Here is a 21077-nt window from a genome sequence, read left to right as displayed (position 1 = left end):
CGACGAGTTGCCCGACGGGTCAACGTCTCCGCAAAGCGTCTAAGCCATTGATCCCACTAGGGCCGGCTACTGTGCATGGGGTTGTTTTCGAACATTTTTGTTTTGGAGGCACGAAAGCATCGAACTCCCGCCCGCTACTTCATCACCCGCAGTCCCTTGGTCGTGAAGCGCTGCGTCTTGCCGCCGGGGCGCAAGGGGCGCTTGGTGCCGGCGGCCTTGCCGGTGCCGGGCGGCTGGTGCGCGGGCACGAGCTGGTGGGGCTGCGACCCGATCAGGTCGCGGCGGCCCATCTCGATCAAGGCCTCGCGCAGCACCGGCCAATTGTCGGGGTCGTGGTAACGCAAAAACGCCTTGTGCAGGCGGCGCTGCCGGAGGCCCTTGATCGCCTCGACCTTGTCGCTGCCGCCGTGGCGCACGCCGCGCAGCGGGTTGACGCCGGTGTGGTACATCGCGGTCGCGGTCGCCATCGGCGAGGGCAGGAAGGTCTGCACCTGGTCGGCGCGGTAGCGGTTCTTCTTCAGCCATAGCGCGAGGTTCATCATGTCCTCGTCGGTCGTGCCGGGATGCGCCGCGATGAAATAGGGGATCAGATAGTATTTCTTGCCGGCCTGCTCGGCCGCGGCGTCGAACATCCGCTTGAAGCGGTCATAGGCGCCGATGCCCGGCTTCATCATCTTGTCGAGCGGGCCGCGCTCGGTATGCTCGGGCGCGATCTTCAGATAGCCGCCGACGTGGTGGGTGACGAGCTCCTTGATGTATTCGGGGCTCTCGACCGCGAGGTCGTAGCGCACGCCGGAGGCGACCATGACCTTCTTGATGCCCTTGGTCTCGCGCACCTTGCGATAGAGCCGGATCAGGTCGTCATGCGAGGTGTTGAGGTTCGGGCAGATCTCGGGGAAGACGCAGGACGGCCGGCGGCACGCGGCCTCGACCTTCGGGTCTTTGCACGCCATCCGGTACATGTTGGCGGTGGGGCCGCCGATGTCGGAGATCACGCCGGTGAAACCCGGCGTCTTGTCGCGGATCTTCTCGATCTCGCGCAGGATCGATCCTTCCGAGCGGTTCTGGATGATGCGGCCCTCGTGCTCGGTGATCGAGCAGAAGGTGCAGCCGCCAAAGCAGCCGCGCATGATCGTGACCGAGAACTTGATCATGTCCCAGGCGGGGATTTTTGCTTCGCCATAGGACGGATGCGGTGCGCGCGCATAGGGCAGGTCGTAGACCGCGTCCATCTCTTCGCTCGTGAGCGGGATCGGCGGCGGGTTGAGCCAGAGGTCGCGATCGCCGTGCCGCTGCACCAGCGGCCGCGCATTGCCGGGATTGCTCTCACGGTGCAGCACGCGTGACGCGCGCGCATAAGCTTCCTTGTCCTGCTCGACCTGCTCCAGCGCCGGCAGCCGGATCACGGTCGCGCCCTTCTGGCGCGTTGCGCCCTCGTCGGCGGAGCCGAGATCGTCGGCGTGCAGTTCGGCATAGTCTTCGGGCACGCGGCGGAACAGCGCGACGCCCCTGATGTCGTCGAGCGCGCGTGGCGCTTCGCCGGCGGCGAGCCGCTGGGCGACTTCGACGACGGCACGCTCGGCATTGCCGTAGAGCAGCAGGTCGGCCTTGGCGTCGGCCAGCACCGAGCGGCGCACCTTGTCGGACCAGTAGTCGTAATGCGCGATCCGGCGCAGCGAGGCCTCGATGCCGCCGAGCACGATCGGCACATCCTTGAACGCCTCGCGGCAGCGCTGGGCGTAGACGACCGTGCAGCGGTCCGGCCGCTTGCCGCCTTCGCCGCCCGCCGTATAGGCATCGTCGCTGCGGATGCGCCGGTCCGCGGTGTAGCGGTTCACCATGGAGTCCATGTTGCCGCCGGTGACGCCGAAGAACACTTTTGGCTTGCCAAGCGCCTTGAAGGGCTCGGCCGAGTGCCAGTCGGGCTGGGAGATGATGCCAACCCGAAAGCCTTGCGCCTCGAGCAGCCGGCCGATGATGGCCATGCCGAAGCTCGGATGGTCGACATAGGCGTCCCCGGTCACCAGCACGATGTCGCAGGCATCCCAGCCGAGCGCATCCATCTCGGCGCGGCTCATCGGGAGGAACGGCGCCGGCTTGCGCGGGTGTGCCTGGGCCATCAGGGGCTTTGCGGCGGTGATGATCTCTGTGTCCATGGCGCCTAGGCATAGGACTCCGGGCTTCCGAATTCAACCGGGCGGGATGCGCGGAACCCGATTTGGGAAGCGGCCCGCCCGGCCGATGCTAAGTCGCCGCCTCCCCCCGGGCATTTCTGCGAATGGCCTCTGCGGGGACACCGAAAGACCGGACGAACGCCCGGCGCATGCGCTCGCGATCGGCAAAACCGGTCTCCTGCGCCACCACGTTGACCGTGTGCCGCCCTTCCTCGAGCATGAACCTGGCGGCCTCCAGCCGAAGCTGTTCAACCGCTTTTGCCGGCGAATGACCGGTCTCGGCCTGAAAGGCGCGGCTGAACTGGCGCGGGCTGAGTTTGGCGACGGATGCGAGTTCCTCGATCGTGAGCGGGTTTCGAAGGTTTTGGCGGATGTGGGTCAAGACCAGTTCGATGCGATCGGATTTGGGCGTCATGTCGAGCAGCGCGGAATGCTGCTTTTGTCCGCCGAGCCGGCGCTGATGCATGACAAGAAGCCTTGCCACCATCTTTGCGGTGTCGGGACCGAGATCGTTGTCGATCAGCGCCAGAACGAGGTCGATCCCCGCCGTCATTCCCGCCGAAGTCCAGATCGGACCGTCATTGATGAATATCCGGTCTTCCTCGGTGGTGACCTCGGGAAATCGGACCCTGAAGCTCGGCGCATGAGCCCAGTGCATCGTCGCGCGCCGGCCGTCCAGGAGGCCCGCCTCGGCGAGAACGAACGCGCCGCTGCAAATCGAAGCTACGCGCCTGGACGCCCTGGCAGCTTCCTTCACGAATGCGATCACGCCCGCGGCGGATGGGGGCATGTTCATCTCGGTGATCGACCCGACGATCACGGTGTCGAACGCGGGATCTCCGAACGCTTCGGTCTGTAGAGTCATGCCCGCGGACGATCGGACCGGACCGCCATGCTCCGAAAGCAGACGGATGTCGTAGCGCTGATCGGCCGGAGGCAGATTGACGACCTCGAACGCCGTCAGAGCCGCGAGACTCATCATCTGGAAGCCCTGCGGCACGATGAAACCGACCCGGTGCATGTTCGCTCCTGTGGCACGAATGGTGGCAAGAACGACCTACGTCGATCTCGCCGCAGCCGCTAGAGTCCCGCCAACAAATCCCGCTCTGGCGCTTCGCCGCCCAACGACGCGAATGTCGGCGCTTCCGTCAGGAAGAAAGGATGATTCATGTCTTCCGACCACACTGCCTTCGTCGAGCATCGCATTCCCCGGGGTGAAGGAAAAGTCTACGCGCGGGACTATGCGGGTTCTGGTCCGGCCTTTGTGCTCATGCACGGCTTCCCTGACAATCTGCGCATATGGGACGACCTGGTCCCGTTCCTGGTTGCCGCCGGTCGGCGCGTCGTGACGTTCGATTTCCTGGGCTTCGGCGCCTCGGACAAGCCTGCCGGCATCGCTTACAGCTTCAAGCAGCAACTGGGGGACCTCGAAGCGGTCGTTGATGGCCTGGGATTGGGGACCATCGTCCCGGTGGCTCACGATTCTTCGGGGATGGCGGCGCTCAACTACGCGCTCGCCCATCGCGACAATGTCGCTTCCGTGATCATGCTCAACTCGGCTTACAGCGAGGACGACACGGTCCTCTGGCCCGAAATGATCACGTTGTTCGCGACCCCGAGCATGCAGTCGCTCGCCATGGCGATTGCGCAGAGTCCCGAACAGTTCGGCTGGTTGCTGAAATGGCAGCAGAAGAAATTCCTGGACCCGATGCCCGAGGCGCAGAAGCCCCACTTCGCTTCGTTCATCGGTCCGCTGATCAGCGACAACTTCCTGGCGCAGCCAGGCGCCGGTCCGGCTTTCGTGCAATTGGCAGCGGAATTCTTCGACGAGCATGCGCGAAACGCCCAGCATCTGGCGGCGCTCAGGCGGCTGGATATTCCGGTCAAGCTGATCTGGGGACGTTACGACCCCTACTTCACAATTGCCGTGGCCGAGCGGCGCCAGTCTCAGCTCAAGAACGCGTCACTCACCGTCGTTCCTGCGGGGCACTGGCTGCAGGCCGATGAACCAGCGCAAGTGGCGAAGGCGATGCTGTCATGAGCGGCGGGCTCGACGATATTGCTGCGCGCGCGATCCGTTTAGCGCGGCTCGGCTGCTTTGGTGCTCTCGTCACGGTGCTCACAGCGATCGGCCCGGCCACCTCGTTCGCTCAGTCGCCGCCATCATCATCGAACCTGGAAGTCCCGACCACCAGGCTGCTTGCGATCGGCACATTCACGGCCAAGGGTTCGCCGGACCGATGGAAGCCGCTCCTGTCCACGGAAGTGCGCGACACCGTCCGGCTCTACCTCGCCGGGAAAATCGACCAATGGTACCTCAAGCAGGACCAGAGCGGCGTGGTGTTCATGATGAATGTCACCGATCCGAAGGAGGCTCTGGAACTGCTCGGCAGATTTCCTTTCGGCCAGGCCGGATTGATGGAGTTCCAGATCATCCCGCTCGGCCCGATTGCTCCGCTTCGCGTGCTTTTGACCGAGCCTGCGAAGTAGTTCAGCCCGACAACCGATTCAACGAGAGGGAGACAGAAGATGACCCACAACAAGAATCCCCGCGTTCACGCAGAGATATTGCCCGCGCTCGCCGCTGCGGTTGGCCCGACAACCAAGATCCTGGCGATCGGCTCTGTCACCGCGAAGGGCACACCAGAGGCCATCGCCCCCGTCCTGCCTCACGAGGTCCGCGCAACCGTTCGCAATCATCTCGCCGGCAAGATCGAGCAGTGGTTCTTCCAGACGGAGGGGTACGGCGTCGTCTTCATCGTCAACGCCAAAAGCACTGCGGAGGCGCACGAAATTCTGGAAAAGCTTCCTCTGGGCGTGGCCGGCATGATGGAATTCGAGTTGATCGCACTCGGGCCGCTCGCGCCGCTTGCCATGCTGATCGGTCCGTCGCCTGCGTGATCGCCGGGCATGTTGGGATATCCCATCGGCATATCGGCCATCCCTATGAATTGACCGGCTCCCTTCACAGAACATGGATGCGGTTGCGCCCGCACTGTGACGCCGTCCACATACCGGCCGGCCGCGCCACGTCATCCTGCTCCCTGCTTGAAGGGAGATATCCATGTTTCTGATCGACGCGCTGCTGATCCTGGCGATGCTGTTTTTCCTGTTTCTGCCGATCACCGATCGCAGGACGGTGCGGATGAGGCTCTGCATGCTGTGCGCGCTGTTTGCGGTATTCTCAGTCTCGATCACCCGCACTCCTCTTCGGCCGGTGCTGCTCGCGAGCCTCGCCTCGCCCCCCGGCACGCTGCGGGCGCCGCATATGCTCATCGACGATCCGTCGTCCGGGCTCTCGCCGTGGCCCGCATGGGATGGGCGACTGCTCCACGGGCAGGGAAATTTCTGACGGCCGTCATGAAGCGCTCGCCGGCACCGCGCCGCAGTTCCTTCGTTGTGGTTCATTTGCAGGAACCAACCGGCTCCCCGAACATTCTGAGCTAGGCACCGGCGCGAGCCCGCTCGCGCGCGCCTCGACGATCCCGGCGCCAGTGCCGCAACCGGATTTTCTGCCCCGATGCTCGCTTCGGGGCGAGGGGGGCTCGTGAGTACGGTCATTGAGAACTTGCTGCTGCGGAAGCAGAGGCTCGTGGAACAGCTCGAGACGGCGCCGTCGGTTGAGGACCGCGACAAAATTGAGCATCAGCTCGAGCAGATCAACACCGCGCTGGATTTCCTGGACAGGCCAGGATCGAAGGAGGGGCGTTAGAAGCGCTCAGTTCAGTGCTTCGACCTTCAAGGCCTCCACCTTCAAGGCTCTGGCATAGACCAGGCCCGAATTGGTGATGTGCGTGGTCATCAGCTCTTCGAAGGCGGCGAATTCACCGCGCACAAACAGATCGAGCAGCCTGCGATGCTCGTCGAATGACGTGCGGGTGCGCACGTCGATCGGTGAGGTGAGGTTGGTGCGCAGTGCGGCAACGCGGCCCGCGACGAGCTGGTAGGATTCGGCGAGATAGCGGTTGCCGCAATGGGCGAACAGCGCCTCGTGGAACGCGGCATCGGCGCGGCCATAGGCGATGTTGTCCCTGGCCGCGATCGCCGGCTCCATCGCCGCGATCGCTTCACGCATCGTCTGCACCGCGCCATCGCGATCATGTTGAAAGGCAAGCTCTGCGGCCTTGGGCTCCAGCGCGATCCTGAAGGTGCAGAGCGCGCTGATGTCCTCCGCACTCGGCGTAAAGACAAAACTGCCGACCTGCGGCCGGATCACCACGAGGCCCTGCGCCTGCAACTGGCCCATCGCCTCGCGCACCGGCGTGCGGCTGACGCCGAAGGAATTGGCCACCATCTCCTCGGAGATGGCGGCGCCGAGCGCGAACTCGCCGTCGATGATGGCCTGGCGCAGCCGCTGCATCACGCGCTGCGACAGCGATTTCGGCGTATCGAGCTTGAGCGATCGCATGGGCGCGCTCAGATCACCTTGCCGGGATTGAGCAGATGATCGGGATCAAGCGCGGCCTTCAGCGTCCGCATCAGCGCGATCTCGGCTTCGCTCCGGGCGTGGCCGAGCCACTTCTTCTTCAGCGTGCCGATGCCGTGCTCGGCGGAGACGCTGCCGCCGAGCTCGCGCACGAGACCGTAGATGATCGCGTCCATCTCTTCCTTCGGCTGCTGCTCGACGGTGAGGCCGGTGACCCAGGAGACGAGATGCAGATTGCCGTCGCCGATATGGCCGTAATAGACGCTCTCGCAGCCTTTGATGCCGGAGGCCAGCGCCGCCTTGCAGCGCGTGACGAACTCGTCCATCCGCGCCACGGCAAGGCCGATGTCGTAGGAGATGTGCGGGCCCAACACCTGGCCGAATTCGGCGCAGATGTCGCGCACGCGCCAGAAGCTTTGCGTCTGCGCCAGCGATTGCGCCACGGCGGCGTCGGCAAGCAGCCCGCGCTCCATCAGCTCTTCGAGCCAGGCCTGGAAGCGCGGCGCATCGAGGCTCTCGTCGGTGCCTTGCGCTTCCACCAGCACGTAGAGGCCGTGGCCCGCGGCGACCGGCGGCTTGACGCCGGCGCGGGTCGTGATGACGTCCCAGTAATCCGGCCACATCACCTCGAAGGCCGACAGCAGCGGGCCGAGCCCGCTGCGCGCGGCGTCCAGCAGCGCGATGACTGCGGCGTAGTCCTTCAAGGCGCAGAGTGCCGCCATGGTCGAGCGCGGCTTTGGGAACAGCCGCAGCACCACGCGCGTGATGATGCCGAGCGTGCCTTCGGAGCCGATGAAGAGATGCTTGAGGTCATAGCCGGCATTGTTCTTCATCAGCTTGTTGAGGCTGGTGATGATGGTGCCGTCGGGCAGCACGACCTCGAGGCCGAGCACCAGCTCGCGCGTCATGCCGTAGCGGATCACCCGGTTGCCGCCGGCATTGGTCGAGAGATTGCCGCCGATCGCGCAGGAGCCGCGCGAGCCGAGGTCGAGCGGGAAGAAGAAGCCGGCCTCATCGGCAGCCTTCTGGATCGTCTCCAGCGGCGTGCCTGCCTTCACCGTCATCGTCGCCGAGGCGCGATCGATCTCCTCGATGCCGCTCATGCGCTCCAGCGAGATCGCGACCCAGCCCGCTTCCGGCGAGGCGCCGCGGCACAGCCCTGTCAATCCGCCCTGCGGCACGAACGGCAGCCGTGCCTGCCGGCAGGTCAGAATTGCATCGGCCACGCCCTGTGCGTCGACCGGGCGGATCACCGCCAGCGGCGTCTGCGGCAGGCTCGCGCTCCAGTCGTTGCAATTGCGCGCGGGCACGTCGGTGCCGACAAGGACAGCGGCCGCGCCCAGCCTGTCGCGCAAGGCGCCGAGCAACTGGTCGGGATGTCCGATGGGGGCCACCATGTTCATGCGAGACCTCCTCCAAATTCGGCTGCGTCTCATGCGCGCCGTGACTGCGGAAAGGATTTGCGTCTTTCTTGTATGTAAGATACAAGACGAAAAGTAAAGCAAAAACAAGGTTCGACTAGGCCGATCTCGGCTCATTCGGGATCGGAGGTCTAGTCCAGACCGCAGCAAGGGGTGGTGTGATGACGGAGGCAATTCGCGGGTTCTGGGTGGCGTCGGCGACGCCGCTGGCGGCCGACGGCTGTGTGGATTCCGCCAAGCTCGCGGCTCACGCCAAGCAGCTCTTCAGCAAGGGCGTCGACGGCGTCGTGCTGTTCGGCACCACCGGCGAGGGGACCTCGTTCAACGTCACCGAGCGCGTTGCAACCATCGAAGCGGTGCTCAAGGCCGGCGTTGCGCCGGAGCGCATCGGCATCGGCGGCGGCTTTCCAGCCATCAGCGACAGCATCGCGCTGACGCGTGCCGCGCTCGGCCTCGGCCTGCGTCACGTCTTGGTGCTGCCGCCCTATTTCGATCGTAGCGTCACGCCCGAAGGAATCGAGGACGCCTTCGCCGCGATCATCGACGGCGTCGCCGACGATCGCCTGCGCGCCTACCTCTATCACATCCCGCAGATCTCGGGCGTCGCGATCCCGACCAGCGTCGCTGCGAGCCTGCGCAAGCGTTACGGCAAGGTGGTCGCGGGTCTGAAAGATTCCAGCGGCGACTTCAAGCAGTTCCAGGCATTCCGCGCCGCCGCTCCCGAACTCGCCATCACCGTCGGCAACGAGGTGGACATCTCCCGCGCGATCGCCGCCGGCGGTGCCGGCACCATCTGCGGCATGGCCAACGTCGCGCCGGAGCTGGTCAAGGCGATGGTCGACGGCAAGGATGTCGAAGCGCGCATGCAGGCAGCCGTCGACATCGTGGTGAAATCACCATCCTTCCTTGCGACGCTGAAGGCGATCCTCGCCGCGCAGACGGGCGATGCAAGCTGGCTGCGCGTACGTCCGCCGCTCCGCGCCTTGTCCGACGGTGCCGCGCTCAAGCGTAAGCTCGACGAACTGGTTGCTCCCGCCATCGCGTGAGATCGCGATAGCGTCGCGACACGCTGTCGCGAATTCCCGTGCAGCGTGTCGTGATGGTTGCGGGATCAATCGGTGATTGATGCCGGCGCGCCTCTGCGTTTAGAACAGTTCGACACTAGAGCGATTCAAGTTCGGCTGCGGTTCTCTTCGATCCCGACGGCTGTTACAGGCGCACACTTCAACGTTCTTGACTTGAAGTGGAATGAAAGTGCGTGCCTTCGTGGATGGCCAATGCGTCAGCGGCCGTCGAACTCGTGCCGGCAAGAGCCGTGCAGGTCTTCTCATGGTAGCGGCGGTGCTGCTTGCCGAAACCTCCTCCAACACGACGAGCGCGTGGGCGCAATCGGCACTGCCGCCGGTGACGGTGGAAGCCCCGGCGCAGCGGCCGAAGACGTCGCGCGCATCGGAACAAGCTCCGCGACGCACGCAAACCGCAGTGCGCCGCCAGTCGAATCGCAATCCCACATCCGCAGCGCCGACGCTGTCGGAGCGCGCGGCCGCGGAAGCCGCCGCGCAGCAAGCCGCAAAGCTCGGCTATCGCGCGATGCCGAGTTCGACCACGCTGCGCAGCGGCGCCTCGCCGCTTAATACGTCGCAAGCCGTCAACGTCGTGCCCGCGCAGGTGCTCAAGGACCAGCTCCCGCGCAACATCGACGATGCGCTCATCAACGTCTCCGGCATCACCCAGACCAACACGCTTGCCGGCAGCCAGGACGCGGTGATCCGGCGCGGCTTCGGCGACAATCGCGACGGCTCGATCATGCGCAACGGCATGCCGCTGGTGCAGGGCCGCGGCTTCAATTCCGCGGTCGAGAGCGTTGAAGTGCTGAAGGGGCCGGCCTCGCTGCTCTACGGCATCATGGACCCCGGCGGCATCGTCAACACGATCAGCAAGCGTCCGGAGCTCTATCAGCACGGTTCGGTCACGCTGCTCGGCTCGGCCTTCAGTGCCTCAAAGACCGGCGCCGACGGTCTGCTCGACGTCACCGGTCCGATCGGCGACCAGGGCCTCGCCTATCGCTTCATCGGCTACGGCGTCAGCGAGGATTACTGGCGCAATTTCGGCCGTCACCGCGAGATGCTGGTGGCGCCGTCGCTGGCCTGGTACGGCCAGGACACCACGGTGCAGCTCAACTACGAGCATCGCGAGTTCATCTATCCGTTCGATCGCGGCACGGCGTTCAATCCAGCGACCAAGGCACCGCTGGCGGTGCCCGCCACGCGCCGGCTCGACGAGCCCTTCAACAACACGTGGGGCACGTCGGACCTGATCCAGGCCTCGGTCGAGCACCGCTTCAACCAGGACTGGAAACTCTACGCCGGCTACAGCTACAACACCGAGACCTTCAGCGCCAACCAGCTCCGCATCACCAACATCAACTTCACGACCGGCGCCGAGACGCGCAGCAATGACGGCACGGGGAGTTCGCTCAGCAACGTCAGCTACGGAACGTCATACATTTCCGGCGGCTTCTGGCTCGGCAACATGCGCAATGACGTCGTGTTCGGTGGCGACGGCCAGTATCGCACGATCTACCGCGACGTTCTGATCCGGCAGGCAACTCCCGCCTTCAATGTCTACAATCCGGTCTACGGGCTGATCGGGCCGGGGACGACGGCGTCGAACCCCGACAGCGCCCAGACCGACAAGCTTGGCCAGTGGTCGATGTTCTTCCAGGACACGCTGCATCTGACCGAGCGGTTCGCGCTGGTCGGCGGCGTGCGCTACATGGACTACGACCAGATCGCCGGACGCGGAAAGCCGTTCGTCACCAACACCAACGTGTCCCAGGACAAGGTGCTTCCCCTCGGCGGCGCCATCTTCAAGCTGACCGACGAGATCTCGCTCTATGCGAGCTATACCGAGTCGTTGAAGCCGAATTCGACCATTGCGCCGATCGGCGTCGTGATCGGCTCCAACGTCGCACCGGAAGAAGGCGTGTCATACGAGACAGGCGTCAAGTTCGATCTGAACAAGCGCATCTCCGGTACGCTTGCGCTCTACGATCTCGACAAGAAGAACGTGCAGACGACGAAGACGAACAGCGCAAACGTGGTGGAGCTTCACACCGTCGGCCGTGCCCACTCGCGCGGCGTCGAGTTGGATGTCACCGGCAGGCTCACCGACAGCTGGGCCTTGATCGGCAGCTATGGCTATACCGACGCGCGGGTGACGGCGTCTGAAGATCCGACGCTGTATGGCAGGAAGCTGCAAAACGTTGCCTTGAACACCGCCTCGCTCTATCTGGTCTACGACTTCGGCACCGCATTGCCGGGGCAGCTCCGCCTGGGCGGCGGCGCGCGCTATGTCGGCGACCGCCCCGGCGACGCGATCAATTCCTTCTTCCTGCCGTCCTATGTGGTCGCCGATATTTTCGCGACCTATGAGACGAAGTACCAGAACACGCCGGTGATCTATCAGTTCAATGTCAAAAACCTGTTCGACAAGGTCTACTATCCCTCCGCGGTCAACAATCTGAATGTCGCGATCGGTGATGCGCGCCGGGTGTCCTTGTCGGCAACGGTGAAGTTCTAGGCATGGCAATGCGGCACAAAGCCATCGCGGTCCTGATCGCGCTGGCGGCTGTCTGCACGGCGGTTGCCGGTCACGCTGAGGACATCACGCTTTATTCGACCAGAGAGTCTGCCCTGGTCGCGCCTGTGGTTACTGCGTTCACGGAAGCCAGCGGCGTCAAGGTGAGCGTCGTCTTCGTCGAGGACAGTCTCGTCAAGCGCCTTGCGTCGGAAGGCGCGGCGTCACCCGCAGATGTCCTGTTGACGATCGGACTGGACAAGACCACCCAGCTCGCCGCCCGCGGTCTGACCCAGGCTCTTTCATCCGCGCTGATCGAGCAGGCGGAGCCGCCAAATCTGCGCGGCGGCGACGCACAATGGGTCGCGCTGGCGATTCGCCCGCGCGTCGTGCTCGTGAGCAAGGACAGCGTGCTCGCGGCGATCGACTATGAAGATCTCACCAGTCCGCAATGGCACGGCAGATTATGCATGCGCTCGCCGCTGCATCAGAACAATGTCGCGCTGGTCGCGGCCTATCTCGCCCATCATGGCGAAGCCGCGACCGCGGCCTGGCTTACGGGCCTGAGGGCCAATCTCGCGCACAAGCCTGACGGCAAGGACAACGACGTGATCCGCGAGATCGCGCAAGGCATTTGCGAGATCGGCATCGGCAATACGGTGGCGCTGGCGCAATTGCGCGACGGGCGGGAAGGCGCCGACTGGCGCGCCTGGGCGATGGACGTCAAGGCGGTGGCAACGACATTCAAGGGTCGTGGCACGCATGTGAACCTCACTGACGCGGCCATCGCGAAATACGCGCCGCATCCGGCGTTGGCGCGACAGTTCCTCGAATTCCTTGTCACGCCTGCCGCGCAACGGATATTTGCCGACGCCGACCTGGAATATCCCATGCTCGCCGCGGCGCAGCGGGCTTCTGTCCTCGCGGATATCGGCTCGTTCGTCGCGGACGCGCTGCCGATCGACCAGATCGCCGCACATCAGCAAGCCGCGATCGCACTCATCAGGAAGGCGGGCTTCGATGAGTAGGGTGGGACACACCATCAAGGCCACGCTGCTCCAGGTCCATTCCATTGCGGGCCTGGTCCTCACGCTGCTGCTGTCCCTGGTCGCGCTGACCGGCGCGATCATGGGTTTTGAGGATGAGATCGTCGATCATCTCAACGCCGGCATCATGCAGGTCGCGCCGCGTCAGGTGCCGGTGTTGATGCCGGACGAACTGGTGGCCCGGCTGAAGGCGGGGCAGGATCTCGGCAAGGTCTCGGCCGTCACGCTGTCGAGCGATCCGGCCGCTGCGGTTCATGTCCGCTTCGGCCGCGACGAGCAGGGCGGACGGCCCGCCTCGCTCTATGTCGACCCCTACGACGCGCGCGTACTGGGCTCGCCGCGTGGCGAGGAATTTTTCGCGACCGTGCGCAGGCTGCATCGCTGGCTTCTCATCCCCGGTGACGCCAAGGGCTGGGGACGTCCGATCACGGGCACTGCCGCGCTCGGCCTGATCGTGATGCTGATTTCCGGCCTCGTGCTGCGCTGGCCGCGCCGCGCCGGCAGCGTGAAGATGTGGCTGAAGCCGAATCTCGCCCTCGGCGGCCGCGCCCTGCACCGGTCGCTGCATACGGTGATCGGCACCTGGGTGCTTCCGATCTATCTGGTGATGACGCTCACCGGGCTGTGGTTCTCGTTCGACTGGTACAAGGATGGCGTCGCCTGGCTGCTGGCACGGCCGCAGGTCGCCGCGAAGATGCAGCCCAAGATGCCCGCAAAGTCGCCGCGCGCGGCCGAACGTGCCGAGCCGGCCCGACCGATCGGATTCGATCGGGCATGGACGACGTTCCAGCGCGAGGAGGGCGACCGCTTCTCCAGGGCCTTGTTGACGCTGCCGGCGGGCCCGGGCACGGCGATCCGGATCCGGTCCTGGGAGAAGGACATGACGCTCGAGGCCACGCGCGACGAGTTTCGTATCGACGCGGTCACCGGTCAGTTGGTCTCCGCGGAACGCTATGCCGACAAGACGTTCGGCGAGAAGGTCATCGCGGCCATCTACGACATCCATCGCGGCGCGATCCTGGGATGGCCGGGCAAGCTCGCGTTCATGATCGCCGCGGCCTTGATGCCGCTGTTCGCGGTCACGGGTATTTTGCTGTATCTGTCACGCCGCAAGCTGCGGCGCCCGGTGCAGCCGCCGCTGGGGCGCCTCGTTCCGGGCGAGTGAACCCGCGCGAAGGCTAGCCAACGCGCCTGCAATCGTTCAAAAGCCCATGGCCTGTCTTCCCCTAGGGTTCACGCCATGAAGCTTTCCACCGTCACCCCCGCCGATATCCGCCGCGCACTGCTTCTGCGCGAGGAGATCGCGCTGCTCGATCTCAGATACGAGGCGGCGTTCGCGACCGGACATCCCCTGTTTGCCGCCAACATGGCTGCGGACCGGATCGAGGTCGAAGCCGAGGTGAGGCTGCCGCGCAAGGACGTGGCGATCGTGCTTTATGATGACGGTGAGGTATTGGCCGCGACGGCCGCCGAACGGCTTGCTGCGTTCGGTTACACCAATGTCAGCGCGCTTGATGGCGGTTTGAAAGCCTGGCGCGCCGCGGGCTATCAGGTGTTCGAGGACGTCAACTCCTATTCGAAAGCGTTTGGCGAGCTAGTCGAAGCACGCCGCCACACGCCCTCGTTCAGCGCCGACGAGGTGGCAAAGCTGATCGCTGAGAAGGCCAACATCGCCATCCTCGACGTCCGCCGTTTCGACGAATATGCGACGATGAACATTCCGGGCTCGGTCAGCGTGCCCGGCGCGGAGCTGGTGCTGCGGGCGGGGCAGGCCGCGCCCGATCCCGACACCACGATCATCGTCAATTGCGCCGGCCGCACCCGCTCGATCATCGGCACGCAATCGCTGATCAATGCCGGCGTGCCCAACAAGGTCCGGGCGCTGCGCAACGGTACCATCGGCTGGACGCTGGCGCGGCATACGCTGAACCACGGTGCCGAGCGGCGTGGTGCGATCGGATCGTTCGACGGCGGCCCGGCCAATGCGCGCGATGTCGCCTATCGCGCCGGCGTTCGCCATATCGGTACGCGCGAGATGGCGACGCTTGTCGCGCAGACCGATCGCACGCTCTACCGCTTCGACGTGCGCGACGCCGAGGAGTATGCGGCCGGCCATCTCCCCGGCTTCCGCCATTATCCCGGTGGCCAGCTGGTCCAGGAGACCGACATGGCGGCGCCGGTGCGCGGCGCGCGCATCCTCCTGACCGACGACAAGGGCGTGCGCGCCGACATGACGGCGTCCTGGCTCGCGCAGATGGGCTGGGAGGTCTATGTCCTGGAGGGTGGCTATGAAGGCACGCTGGAGATCGGCCCGCCGCTCGTTCTGCCGAAGCCCGACCCGGCGCACCGCTACCGCCGGCCCTATGAAGGCACCGAAGTCGCGGAAGCCGCGATGCAGGCCTATCTCGATTGGGAATATGGTCTCGTCGAGCAGCTCCGCCTTGACGGCACGCACGGGTTTTACGTGATTTGAGGGACGGGCGGTCCAGTTCTGCTTCGCGCCGCGAGTAGCATACTATCACCGTCACCCTGAGGTGGCCGCTTCTTCAGCGGCCCTCGAAGGGCGACGGTCCGGCTGCATCGGGGCCGGTCATCCTTCGAGGCTTCCGCTGTGGTGCATTCGCACCACAGCGCTCGCACCTCAGGATGACGGGTCTGGTACACCAAGCACGATGACCACCCCGCCATCTTCTCCCCGTATCCAAACCCTATTGTGCTCGACGTCGTCCGCGGTCTAAGAGCTGCGGCAAAGCCGTCACCTATGGAGATTTTATGCCAGCCCCAGGCCAAGGCCCTGAGCGGAACGCGAAGGCGCTGCTGCTCGAAGGCGTCAATGATAGCGCTGTCGACCTGTTCAGGACGGCGGGCTTCACCAATGTCGAGCGGCTGACCAAGGCGCTGGACGGCGAGGATCTGCGGCGGGCGCTCAAGGGCGTATCGCTGCTCGGCATCCGCTCGCGCACCCAGATCACCGATGAGGTGCTCGCGGCGGCCGACCAGCTTCTCGGGGTCGGCTGCTTCAGCGTCGGCACCAACCAGGTCGATCTCCTGGCGGCGCGCAAGCGCGGCATTCCCGTCTTCAACGCACCGTTCTCCAACACGCGCAGCGTCGCGGAGCTCGTGATCGGCGAGATCGTGATGCTGCTGCGGCGGATCTTTCCGCGCTCGGTATCGGCCCATGACGGCGGCTGGGACAAGTCGGCGACCGGCAGCCGCGAGGTGCGCGGCCGCACGCTCGGTATCATCGGCTACGGCAATATCGGCTCGCAGCTCTCGACGCTGGCGGAAGCGATCGGCATGCGGGTGATCTATTTCGACCGCACCGACAAGCTCCGCCACGGCAACACCGAGCCGGTCGAGAAGCTGGAGGAACTGCTGGCGCAGAGCGACGTCGTCAGCCTGCATGTGCCGGAGACGCCGGAGACCGCCGGAATGATCGGCGAGAAGGAGCTGCGGGCGATGAAGCCAGGCTCGTTCCTGATCAACAACAGCCGCGGCACCGTGGTCGATCTCGACGCGCTCGCAGGCGCGTTGCGCGACGGTCATCTCGCTGGCGCCGCCATCGACGTGTTTCCGGTCGAGCCCTCGTCGAACGCGGACCGCTTCAAGAGCCCGGTCCAGGGCCTCGAGAACGTCATCCTCACCCCGCATATCGGCGGCTCGACCGAAGAGGCGCAGGAGCGCATCGGCGGCGAAGTCGCGCGCAAGCTCGTCGACTATTTCATCACGGGCTCGACCATGGGCGCGGTGAATTTCCCGGAAGTGCAATTGCATCTGCGTCCCTCCGGCGCCCGCTTCAGCCATGTCCATCGCAACGTGCCGGGCATGCTGCGCCGGCTCAACGAAGTATTCCTCCAGCGCGACATCAACATCGCCGCGCAATATCTGGAGACCGCCGGCGACCTCGGCTACGTCGTGCTCGACGCCGATCTCGGCGGCCAGGATTCAGGCGCGCTGCTCGAGCAGATCCGTAGCCTCGAGGGCACGGTCGGCGCACGGCTGGTGTTCGAGCACTAGATGGTGAGAGGCCCCACGTTCCAGTTGCATCTCCCGGCGGAGGCTCGTTAGACTACCGCATCGTCTTCGGCGCCCCTGTGACAATTCGCGTCGAATTTGTGCTTCAGTTGCGTGGGTGCCGCCATGGAACGGGACTCGGTGCTGATCGATCTCGCGCTTCAAGGCGGCGGTTCTCACGGCGCCTTCACCTGGGGCGTGCTCGATCGTCTGCTGGAAGAGAAGTGGCTCGATATCGCCGCGATCTCCGGAACATCCGCAGGCGCGATGAATGCGGCGGTGCTCGCGGACGGGTGGACCGCCAGCGGCGCCGAGGGCGCGCGTGACGCGCTCGAACGATACTGGCGCCGCGTCTCGAAGGCCGCAGCTTTCAGCCCGCTCCAGCGCTCGCCGATCGACCGGCTGATGGGGCGCTGGACGCTCGACACCTCGCCGGCCTACATCCTCACCGACCTGATGTCGCGCGTGCTGTCGCCCTACGATCTCAATCCGACCGGCTACAATCCACTGCGTGCGGTGCTGGACGAGAGCATCGATTTCGAGCGGCTGGCGCGTTCGCCGATCAAGCTGTTCGTCACCGCGACGCGGGTGCGAACGGGGCGCGGGCGGATCTTCCGCAACGCCGAGATATCGGCCGACGTCTTGCTCGCGTCGGCCTGCCTGCCGACCATGTTCCGCGCGATCGAAATCGACGGCGAGCCCTATTGGGACGGCGGCTTCGCGGGCAATCCCACGATCACGCCGCTCATTCGCGAAAGCGACGCGCACGACACGATCCTGGTGCAGATCAATCCGACCGAAAAGCAGGAGCAGCCGCGGACCGCCGCGGAGATTCTCAATCGACTGAACGAGATTTCGTTCAATTCGCCGCTGATGAAGGAGTTGCGCATGATCGCGCTGCTCCGCCAGGCGGCCGATCCCGGCAGCGGCGAGGGCGCGCGCTGGGCGAAGATGCGGACTCACCGCGTCAAGAGCGACATGCTCGCCAAGTTCGGCGCGTCGTCCAAGCTCAACGCCGAATGGGATTTCGTCTCGATGCTGCGCGGCGAAGGACGTCTGGCGGCGCAGGCGTTTCTCGACGAGCACGGCGAAGCTATCGGCCGGCACTCGACCGCTGATCTCGACGTCCTCCTGTCGGAGTGCTGAGACGTGGGTCTGCTCGGCATTCTCGTGGGTCTAGGCCTGCTCGTCCTCTTTGCCTTCCGCGGCTGGAGCGTCCTGCTGCTCGCACCGTTCGCGGCCCTGGTGGCCGCGCTGTTCGGCGGCGAGCCGCTGCTTGCGAACCTGACCCAGGTCTTCATGGTGAACGCCGCCGGGTTCCTGGCGCAGTTCTTTCCGATCTTCCTGCTTGGTGCGGTGTTCGGCAAATTGATGGACGACAGCGCCGCGGTCACGTCGGTCGCGGGCTTCATGGCGGAGCGGCTTGGCGAACGGCGCGTGATCCTCGCGGTCGTGCTTGCCGGCGCGCTGGTCACCTATGGCGGCGTCAGCCTGTTCGTCGCGTTCTTCGTCATCGTTCCGATGGCCCGCTCGCTGTTTCGCGCTGCCGCGATTCCGCGCCGGCTGATTCCGGCGGCGATCGTGCTGGGCACGTCAACCTTTACCATGTCGGCGCTGCCGGGTACGCCGTCGATCCAGAATGCGATCCCGATGCCGTTCTTCGGCACGACGCCTTTCGCCGCACCGGGCCTCGGCATCATCGCCACCCTCATCATGTTCGGCACCGGATTGTGGTGGCTGCATCGCGCCGAAGCCGCGGCGCGTCGCGCCGGGGAGGGCTATGGCGATGACATCGAGGGCGCGGCCGAACACGCCGCCGCCGACGAGCTCGTGCGTGAACGCGCGACGACGGCACGCGAGTTCGATCCGGCGGAGATGCAACGTGGCCATCGCAGCGGCGTGCAGGCGCCCGTGCCGAACGCGATCCTGCCGCTGATCATCGTCGTGGCGGTCAATCTCGTGATGTCGCTCCTGGTGCTGCCGCGGCTCGACGTTGCCTATCTCGCCGAGCAGCGCTTCGGCGGCACCTCGCTCGCTGCCGTCGCGGGCGTGTGGTCGGTCGCGGTCGCGCTGACCGCGGCCATCATCGCGGTCATCGCGCTGAACTGGCGGCGCCTGCCGGCATTGCGGCAGACCATGGATGCCGGTGCCAATGCGTCGGTCCTCCCCGCATTCAGCGTCGCCAGCCTCGTCGGGTTCGGTGCGGTCGTCGCCTCGCTGCCGGCGTTTGCGCTGGTGCGGGACTGGGTTCTCGCCATCGAAGGCGGCCCGCTGGTCTCGCTCGCGGTCGCGACCAATATCCTGGCGGCGCTGACCGGTTCGGCCTCCGGCGGCCTGACCATCGCCCTCGACGCGCTCGGCCCGACCTATGTCGAGCTTGCCGCGCTCACCGGCATCGATGTTGCGCTGATGCATCGCGTCGCGGTGATCGGCGCGGGGACGCTGGACATCCTGCCGCACAATGGCGCGGTGGTGAGCCTGCTCGCGATCTGCGGCCTCGGCCATCGCGACAGCTATTTCGACATCGTGATGGTCGGCATCGTGACCTCGCTGCTGGCGCTCGTGGCCGTCATCACATTGGGCGGTGCGCTGGGATCTTTCTGACCGGACCGACGGCGTCAGCGATTGACGGAGCTGCGAAGCTTGCATTGAATGCGGCCAACGATCGAACGCAACAAGATAGAAAAGGCCGGGTGGAAACGATGACGCGAAACAGGGCGAAGTTGTGTGCATGGCTCGTCGGCGCGGCGGTCGCGTGGAGCGCGAATTCGGTGCATGCGGCGACTCTGGCGGAGGATGCGGACACCGTCTGCAAGGGCCTCGTCGGCGGCGCCGATGCCGTGAAGATCGATGTCGCCACGTTGCAGGCCCCCTCGCAGCTCGCCGTTGCCGAACGCGGGCCGACGCCGTCGGGACGCATCACGCCGGCCAATCCGGGCTTCTGCAAGGTGCTCGGTCATATCGACCCCGTCGATCCCAAGGCGCCGCCGATCAAATTCCAGGTCAACCTGCCCGTCGAATGGAACGGCCGCTCGGTGCAATATGGCGGCGGCGGTTTTAACGGCGTGTTGATCACCGGCCTCACGCTGCCGCCGGCCTATCCCTTCGACAAGCCGTCGCCGCTCGCGCGCGGCTTCGTCACCTACGGCACCGATTCCGGCCATGAGGCGAAGCCGGGCGAGCCGCCGCAGCTGTTCGCACTCAACGACGAAGCCTTCGAGAATTTCGCCCACCGCGCCTACAAGAAGGTGCGCGATGCCGCAGTCGCGCTGATGCAGCGCGCCTACGGCAAGAAGCCTGAAAAGATGTACTTCATGGGCTCGTCCGAAGGCGGCCGCGAAGGCCTCACCATGGCGCAGCGTTACCCCGACGATTTCGACGGCATATTCTCACGTGTGCCCGTCATCAACTGGGTCGGCTTGCAGCATGCCGGCACCCGCTCGGGCCTGGTGACCATGGGCGATGGCTGGATCAATCCGGCGCAGGTCAAGCTCGTCGGCGAGGCCGTGCGCGCAGCTTGCGACAAGGCCGACGGCTCGGACGATGCGCTGGTGCAGGATCCCGTATCCTGCAAGGCGGCATTCAAGGTCGAGGCGCTGCGCTGCTCCGACGGTAAGACGGGCGATCAGTGTCTCGCTGGCGCGCAGATCAAGGCGATCGAGACCCTGCATGCGACCTACAAATTCCCGTTCGCGCTCGCCAACGGCCTCGACGACTATCCGGGCTGGGGCGTGTCGGGCGAGGACACGCCGGCGGTCGGCCCGACCGGCGGATGGACCGCCTGGTGGCTCGGCACCGCGCCACCGGCGCAGCCGCCAGCGCCCAACAACGGCATCGCCTGGATCTACGGCGCCGGCGGCATCCGATATGTGTTCGCACGCGATCCCAAGCTCGACGTCACCACCTACAAGGTGGAGGATCACAAGGCGCGGCTGCTCGAGGTCTCGAAGCTGATGGATTCGACCGATCCCGATCTCAGCCGTTTCCGCGAGCGCAAGGGCAAGCTGATCATCCTTGAGCACATGGCGGACTATGCGCAAAGCCCCTATGCCGGCATCCGCTATTTCGAGAGCGTCGAGCGTTTGATGGGTACGGCGACGACGGCGCTGTTCGCGCGGCTCTACACCGCGCCCGGCGTCGATCATGTCGGCTCGGGGGCGCCCGCCAATGTCGACATGCTCAGCGTGCTGGTCGACTGGGTCGAGAAGGACCAGGCGCCGGGCGACCTCGAGGTGACCGAGCAGAAGGCCGAAGCGCCCGCGTTCCCTGTCGTCCGCGCGCTGCCACTGTGCCGCTGGCCGGCCTGGCCGCACCACAAAGCGGGGTCGGTGACGGAGGCGTCGAGCTATTTCTGCGCGCAGTGAGTCACCGATGGCTTCCACAGCGTCATGGCCGGGCTTGTCCCGGCCATCCACGC

General features: G+C 65.4%; 17 protein-coding genes. 13 read left to right on the top strand and 4 right to left on the bottom strand.

Annotated elements, in window-relative coordinates; all coding sequences use genetic code 11:
- Positions 1–134: 134 nt before the first annotated feature.
- A complete protein-coding gene (locus tag RAD15_RS29525) occupies positions 135–2156 on the bottom strand; it encodes a YgiQ family radical SAM protein (protein WP_458181732.1) in 2022 nt (673 codons plus the stop codon).
- Between the two features lie 88 nt (positions 2157–2244).
- Positions 2245–3195: a GlxA family transcriptional regulator gene (locus tag RAD15_RS29520; protein WP_458181731.1), complete on the bottom strand. Its 951-nt coding sequence runs from the start codon at positions 3193–3195 to the stop codon at positions 2245–2247.
- 147 nt (positions 3196–3342) lie between these two features.
- Here RAD15_RS29520 and RAD15_RS29515 point away from each other — a divergent pair, with 147 nt between their 5' ends.
- From RAD15_RS29515 to RAD15_RS29500, 4 genes are all read left to right on the top strand, one after another.
- Complete coding sequence (locus tag RAD15_RS29515) at positions 3343–4215, top strand: alpha/beta fold hydrolase (RefSeq protein WP_458181730.1); 873 nt, start codon at positions 3343–3345, stop codon at positions 4213–4215.
- Positions 4212–4664, top strand: coding sequence for a hypothetical protein (locus RAD15_RS29510; protein WP_458181729.1), 453 nt, complete (start codon positions 4212–4214; stop codon positions 4662–4664). Before RAD15_RS29515 ends, RAD15_RS29510 begins: the two co-directional genes overlap by 4 nt.
- Before the next feature lie 39 nt (positions 4665–4703).
- Complete coding sequence (locus tag RAD15_RS29505; RefSeq protein WP_458181728.1) at positions 4704–5075, top strand: hypothetical protein; 372 nt, start codon at positions 4704–4706, stop codon at positions 5073–5075.
- 163 nt (positions 5076–5238) lie between these two features.
- Positions 5239–5526 (top strand): hypothetical protein, encoded by a 288-nt coding sequence (locus RAD15_RS29500; RefSeq protein ID WP_458181727.1) that lies wholly within the window; start codon positions 5239–5241, stop codon positions 5524–5526.
- 366 nt (positions 5527–5892) lie between these two features.
- On the opposite strand, the gene RAD15_RS29495 is transcribed toward RAD15_RS29500, so the two are convergent.
- Together RAD15_RS29495 and RAD15_RS29490 are read right to left on the bottom strand one after the other, a co-directional pair.
- On the bottom strand, positions 5893–6582 hold the full coding sequence (locus tag RAD15_RS29495; RefSeq protein ID WP_458181726.1) for a GntR family transcriptional regulator: 690 nt from the start codon (positions 6580–6582) through the stop codon (positions 5893–5895).
- An 8-nt stretch (positions 6583–6590) separates the two neighbouring features.
- The gene (locus RAD15_RS29490; protein ID WP_458181725.1) at positions 6591–8003 is read right to left on the bottom strand and encodes an FAD-binding oxidoreductase; all 1413 of its coding nucleotides are present in this window, start codon (positions 8001–8003) and stop codon (positions 6591–6593) included.
- Positions 8004–8182: 179 nt separating this feature from the next.
- Here RAD15_RS29490 and RAD15_RS29485 point away from each other — a divergent pair, with 179 nt between their 5' ends.
- The 9 genes from RAD15_RS29485 (at position 8183) to RAD15_RS29445 (ending at position 21024) form a co-directional block, all read left to right on the top strand.
- The gene (locus RAD15_RS29485; protein WP_458181724.1) at positions 8183–9067 is read left to right on the top strand and encodes a dihydrodipicolinate synthase family protein; all 885 of its coding nucleotides are present in this window, start codon (positions 8183–8185) and stop codon (positions 9065–9067) included.
- A 202-nt stretch (positions 9068–9269) separates the two neighbouring features.
- Positions 9270–11603, top strand: coding sequence for a TonB-dependent siderophore receptor (locus RAD15_RS29480; RefSeq protein ID WP_458181723.1), 2334 nt, complete (start codon positions 9270–9272; stop codon positions 11601–11603).
- An 8-nt stretch (positions 11604–11611) separates the two neighbouring features.
- Positions 11612–12628 carry an extracellular solute-binding protein gene (locus RAD15_RS29475; RefSeq protein WP_458181722.1) on the top strand — a complete coding sequence of 339 codons (1017 nt, stop codon included), beginning with the start codon at positions 11612–11614 and terminating at the stop codon, positions 12626–12628.
- Positions 12621–13811, top strand: coding sequence for a PepSY-associated TM helix domain-containing protein (locus tag RAD15_RS29470; protein ID WP_458181721.1), 1191 nt, complete (start codon positions 12621–12623; stop codon positions 13809–13811). Before RAD15_RS29475 ends, RAD15_RS29470 begins: the two co-directional genes overlap by 8 nt.
- 75 nt (positions 13812–13886) lie before the next feature.
- Positions 13887–15119 (top strand): rhodanese-like domain-containing protein, encoded by a 1233-nt coding sequence (locus RAD15_RS29465; RefSeq protein WP_458181720.1) that lies wholly within the window; start codon positions 13887–13889, stop codon positions 15117–15119.
- Positions 15120–15418: 299 nt separating this feature from the next.
- Positions 15419–16663 carry a phosphoglycerate dehydrogenase gene (gene serA / locus RAD15_RS29460; protein ID WP_458181719.1) on the top strand — a complete coding sequence of 415 codons (1245 nt, stop codon included), beginning with the start codon at positions 15419–15421 and terminating at the stop codon, positions 16661–16663.
- 123 nt (positions 16664–16786) lie between these two features.
- A complete protein-coding gene (locus RAD15_RS29455; RefSeq protein WP_458181718.1) occupies positions 16787–17806 on the top strand; it encodes a patatin-like phospholipase family protein in 1020 nt (339 codons plus the stop codon).
- Between the two features lie 3 nt (positions 17807–17809).
- Positions 17810–19264 carry a GntP family permease gene (locus tag RAD15_RS29450; protein ID WP_458181717.1) on the top strand — a complete coding sequence of 485 codons (1455 nt, stop codon included), beginning with the start codon at positions 17810–17812 and terminating at the stop codon, positions 19262–19264.
- 98 nt (positions 19265–19362) lie between these two features.
- Entirely contained in the window at positions 19363–21024 is a 1662-nt protein-coding gene (locus tag RAD15_RS29445) for a tannase/feruloyl esterase family alpha/beta hydrolase (RefSeq protein ID WP_458181716.1), read from the top strand.
- Positions 21025–21077 lie beyond the last annotated feature (53 nt).

The sequence above is a fragment of the Bradyrhizobium sp. 14AA genome (genome assembly GCF_054185205.1).
This window is presented reverse-complemented; position numbering and strand designations above follow the sequence as displayed.

Bases quoted from the DNA above. Each gene is read 5' to 3' on its own strand.
- RAD15_RS29520 (WP_458181731.1), bottom strand. From the start codon at position 3,195: ATGCACCGGGTCGGTTTCATCGTGCCGCAGGGCTTCCAGATGATGAGT.
- RAD15_RS29465 (WP_458181720.1), top strand. From the start codon at position 13,887: ATGAAGCTTTCCACCGTCACCCCCGCCGATATCCGCCGCGCACTGCTT.
- serA (WP_458181719.1), top strand. From the start codon at position 15,419: ATGCCAGCCCCAGGCCAAGGCCCTGAGCGGAACGCGAAGGCGCTGCTG.
- RAD15_RS29525 (WP_458181732.1), bottom strand. From the start codon at position 2,156: ATGGACACAGAGATCATCACCGCCGCAAAGCCCCTGATGGCCCAGGCA.
- RAD15_RS29470 (WP_458181721.1), top strand. From the start codon at position 12,621: ATGAGTAGGGTGGGACACACCATCAAGGCCACGCTGCTCCAGGTCCAT.
- RAD15_RS29485 (WP_458181724.1), top strand. From the start codon at position 8,183: ATGACGGAGGCAATTCGCGGGTTCTGGGTGGCGTCGGCGACGCCGCTG.
- RAD15_RS29480 (WP_458181723.1), top strand. From the start codon at position 9,270: ATGAAAGTGCGTGCCTTCGTGGATGGCCAATGCGTCAGCGGCCGTCGA.
- RAD15_RS29515 (WP_458181730.1), top strand. From the start codon at position 3,343: ATGTCTTCCGACCACACTGCCTTCGTCGAGCATCGCATTCCCCGGGGT.
- RAD15_RS29475 (WP_458181722.1), top strand. From the start codon at position 11,612: ATGCGGCACAAAGCCATCGCGGTCCTGATCGCGCTGGCGGCTGTCTGC.
- RAD15_RS29500 (WP_458181727.1), top strand. From the start codon at position 5,239: ATGTTTCTGATCGACGCGCTGCTGATCCTGGCGATGCTGTTTTTCCTG.
- RAD15_RS29495 (WP_458181726.1), bottom strand. From the start codon at position 6,582: ATGCGATCGCTCAAGCTCGATACGCCGAAATCGCTGTCGCAGCGCGTG.
- RAD15_RS29505 (WP_458181728.1), top strand. From the start codon at position 4,704: ATGACCCACAACAAGAATCCCCGCGTTCACGCAGAGATATTGCCCGCG.
- RAD15_RS29455 (WP_458181718.1), top strand. From the start codon at position 16,787: ATGGAACGGGACTCGGTGCTGATCGATCTCGCGCTTCAAGGCGGCGGT.
- RAD15_RS29445 (WP_458181716.1), top strand. From the start codon at position 19,363: ATGACGCGAAACAGGGCGAAGTTGTGTGCATGGCTCGTCGGCGCGGCG.
- RAD15_RS29510 (WP_458181729.1), top strand. From the start codon at position 4,212: ATGAGCGGCGGGCTCGACGATATTGCTGCGCGCGCGATCCGTTTAGCG.
- RAD15_RS29490 (WP_458181725.1), bottom strand. From the start codon at position 8,003: ATGAACATGGTGGCCCCCATCGGACATCCCGACCAGTTGCTCGGCGCC.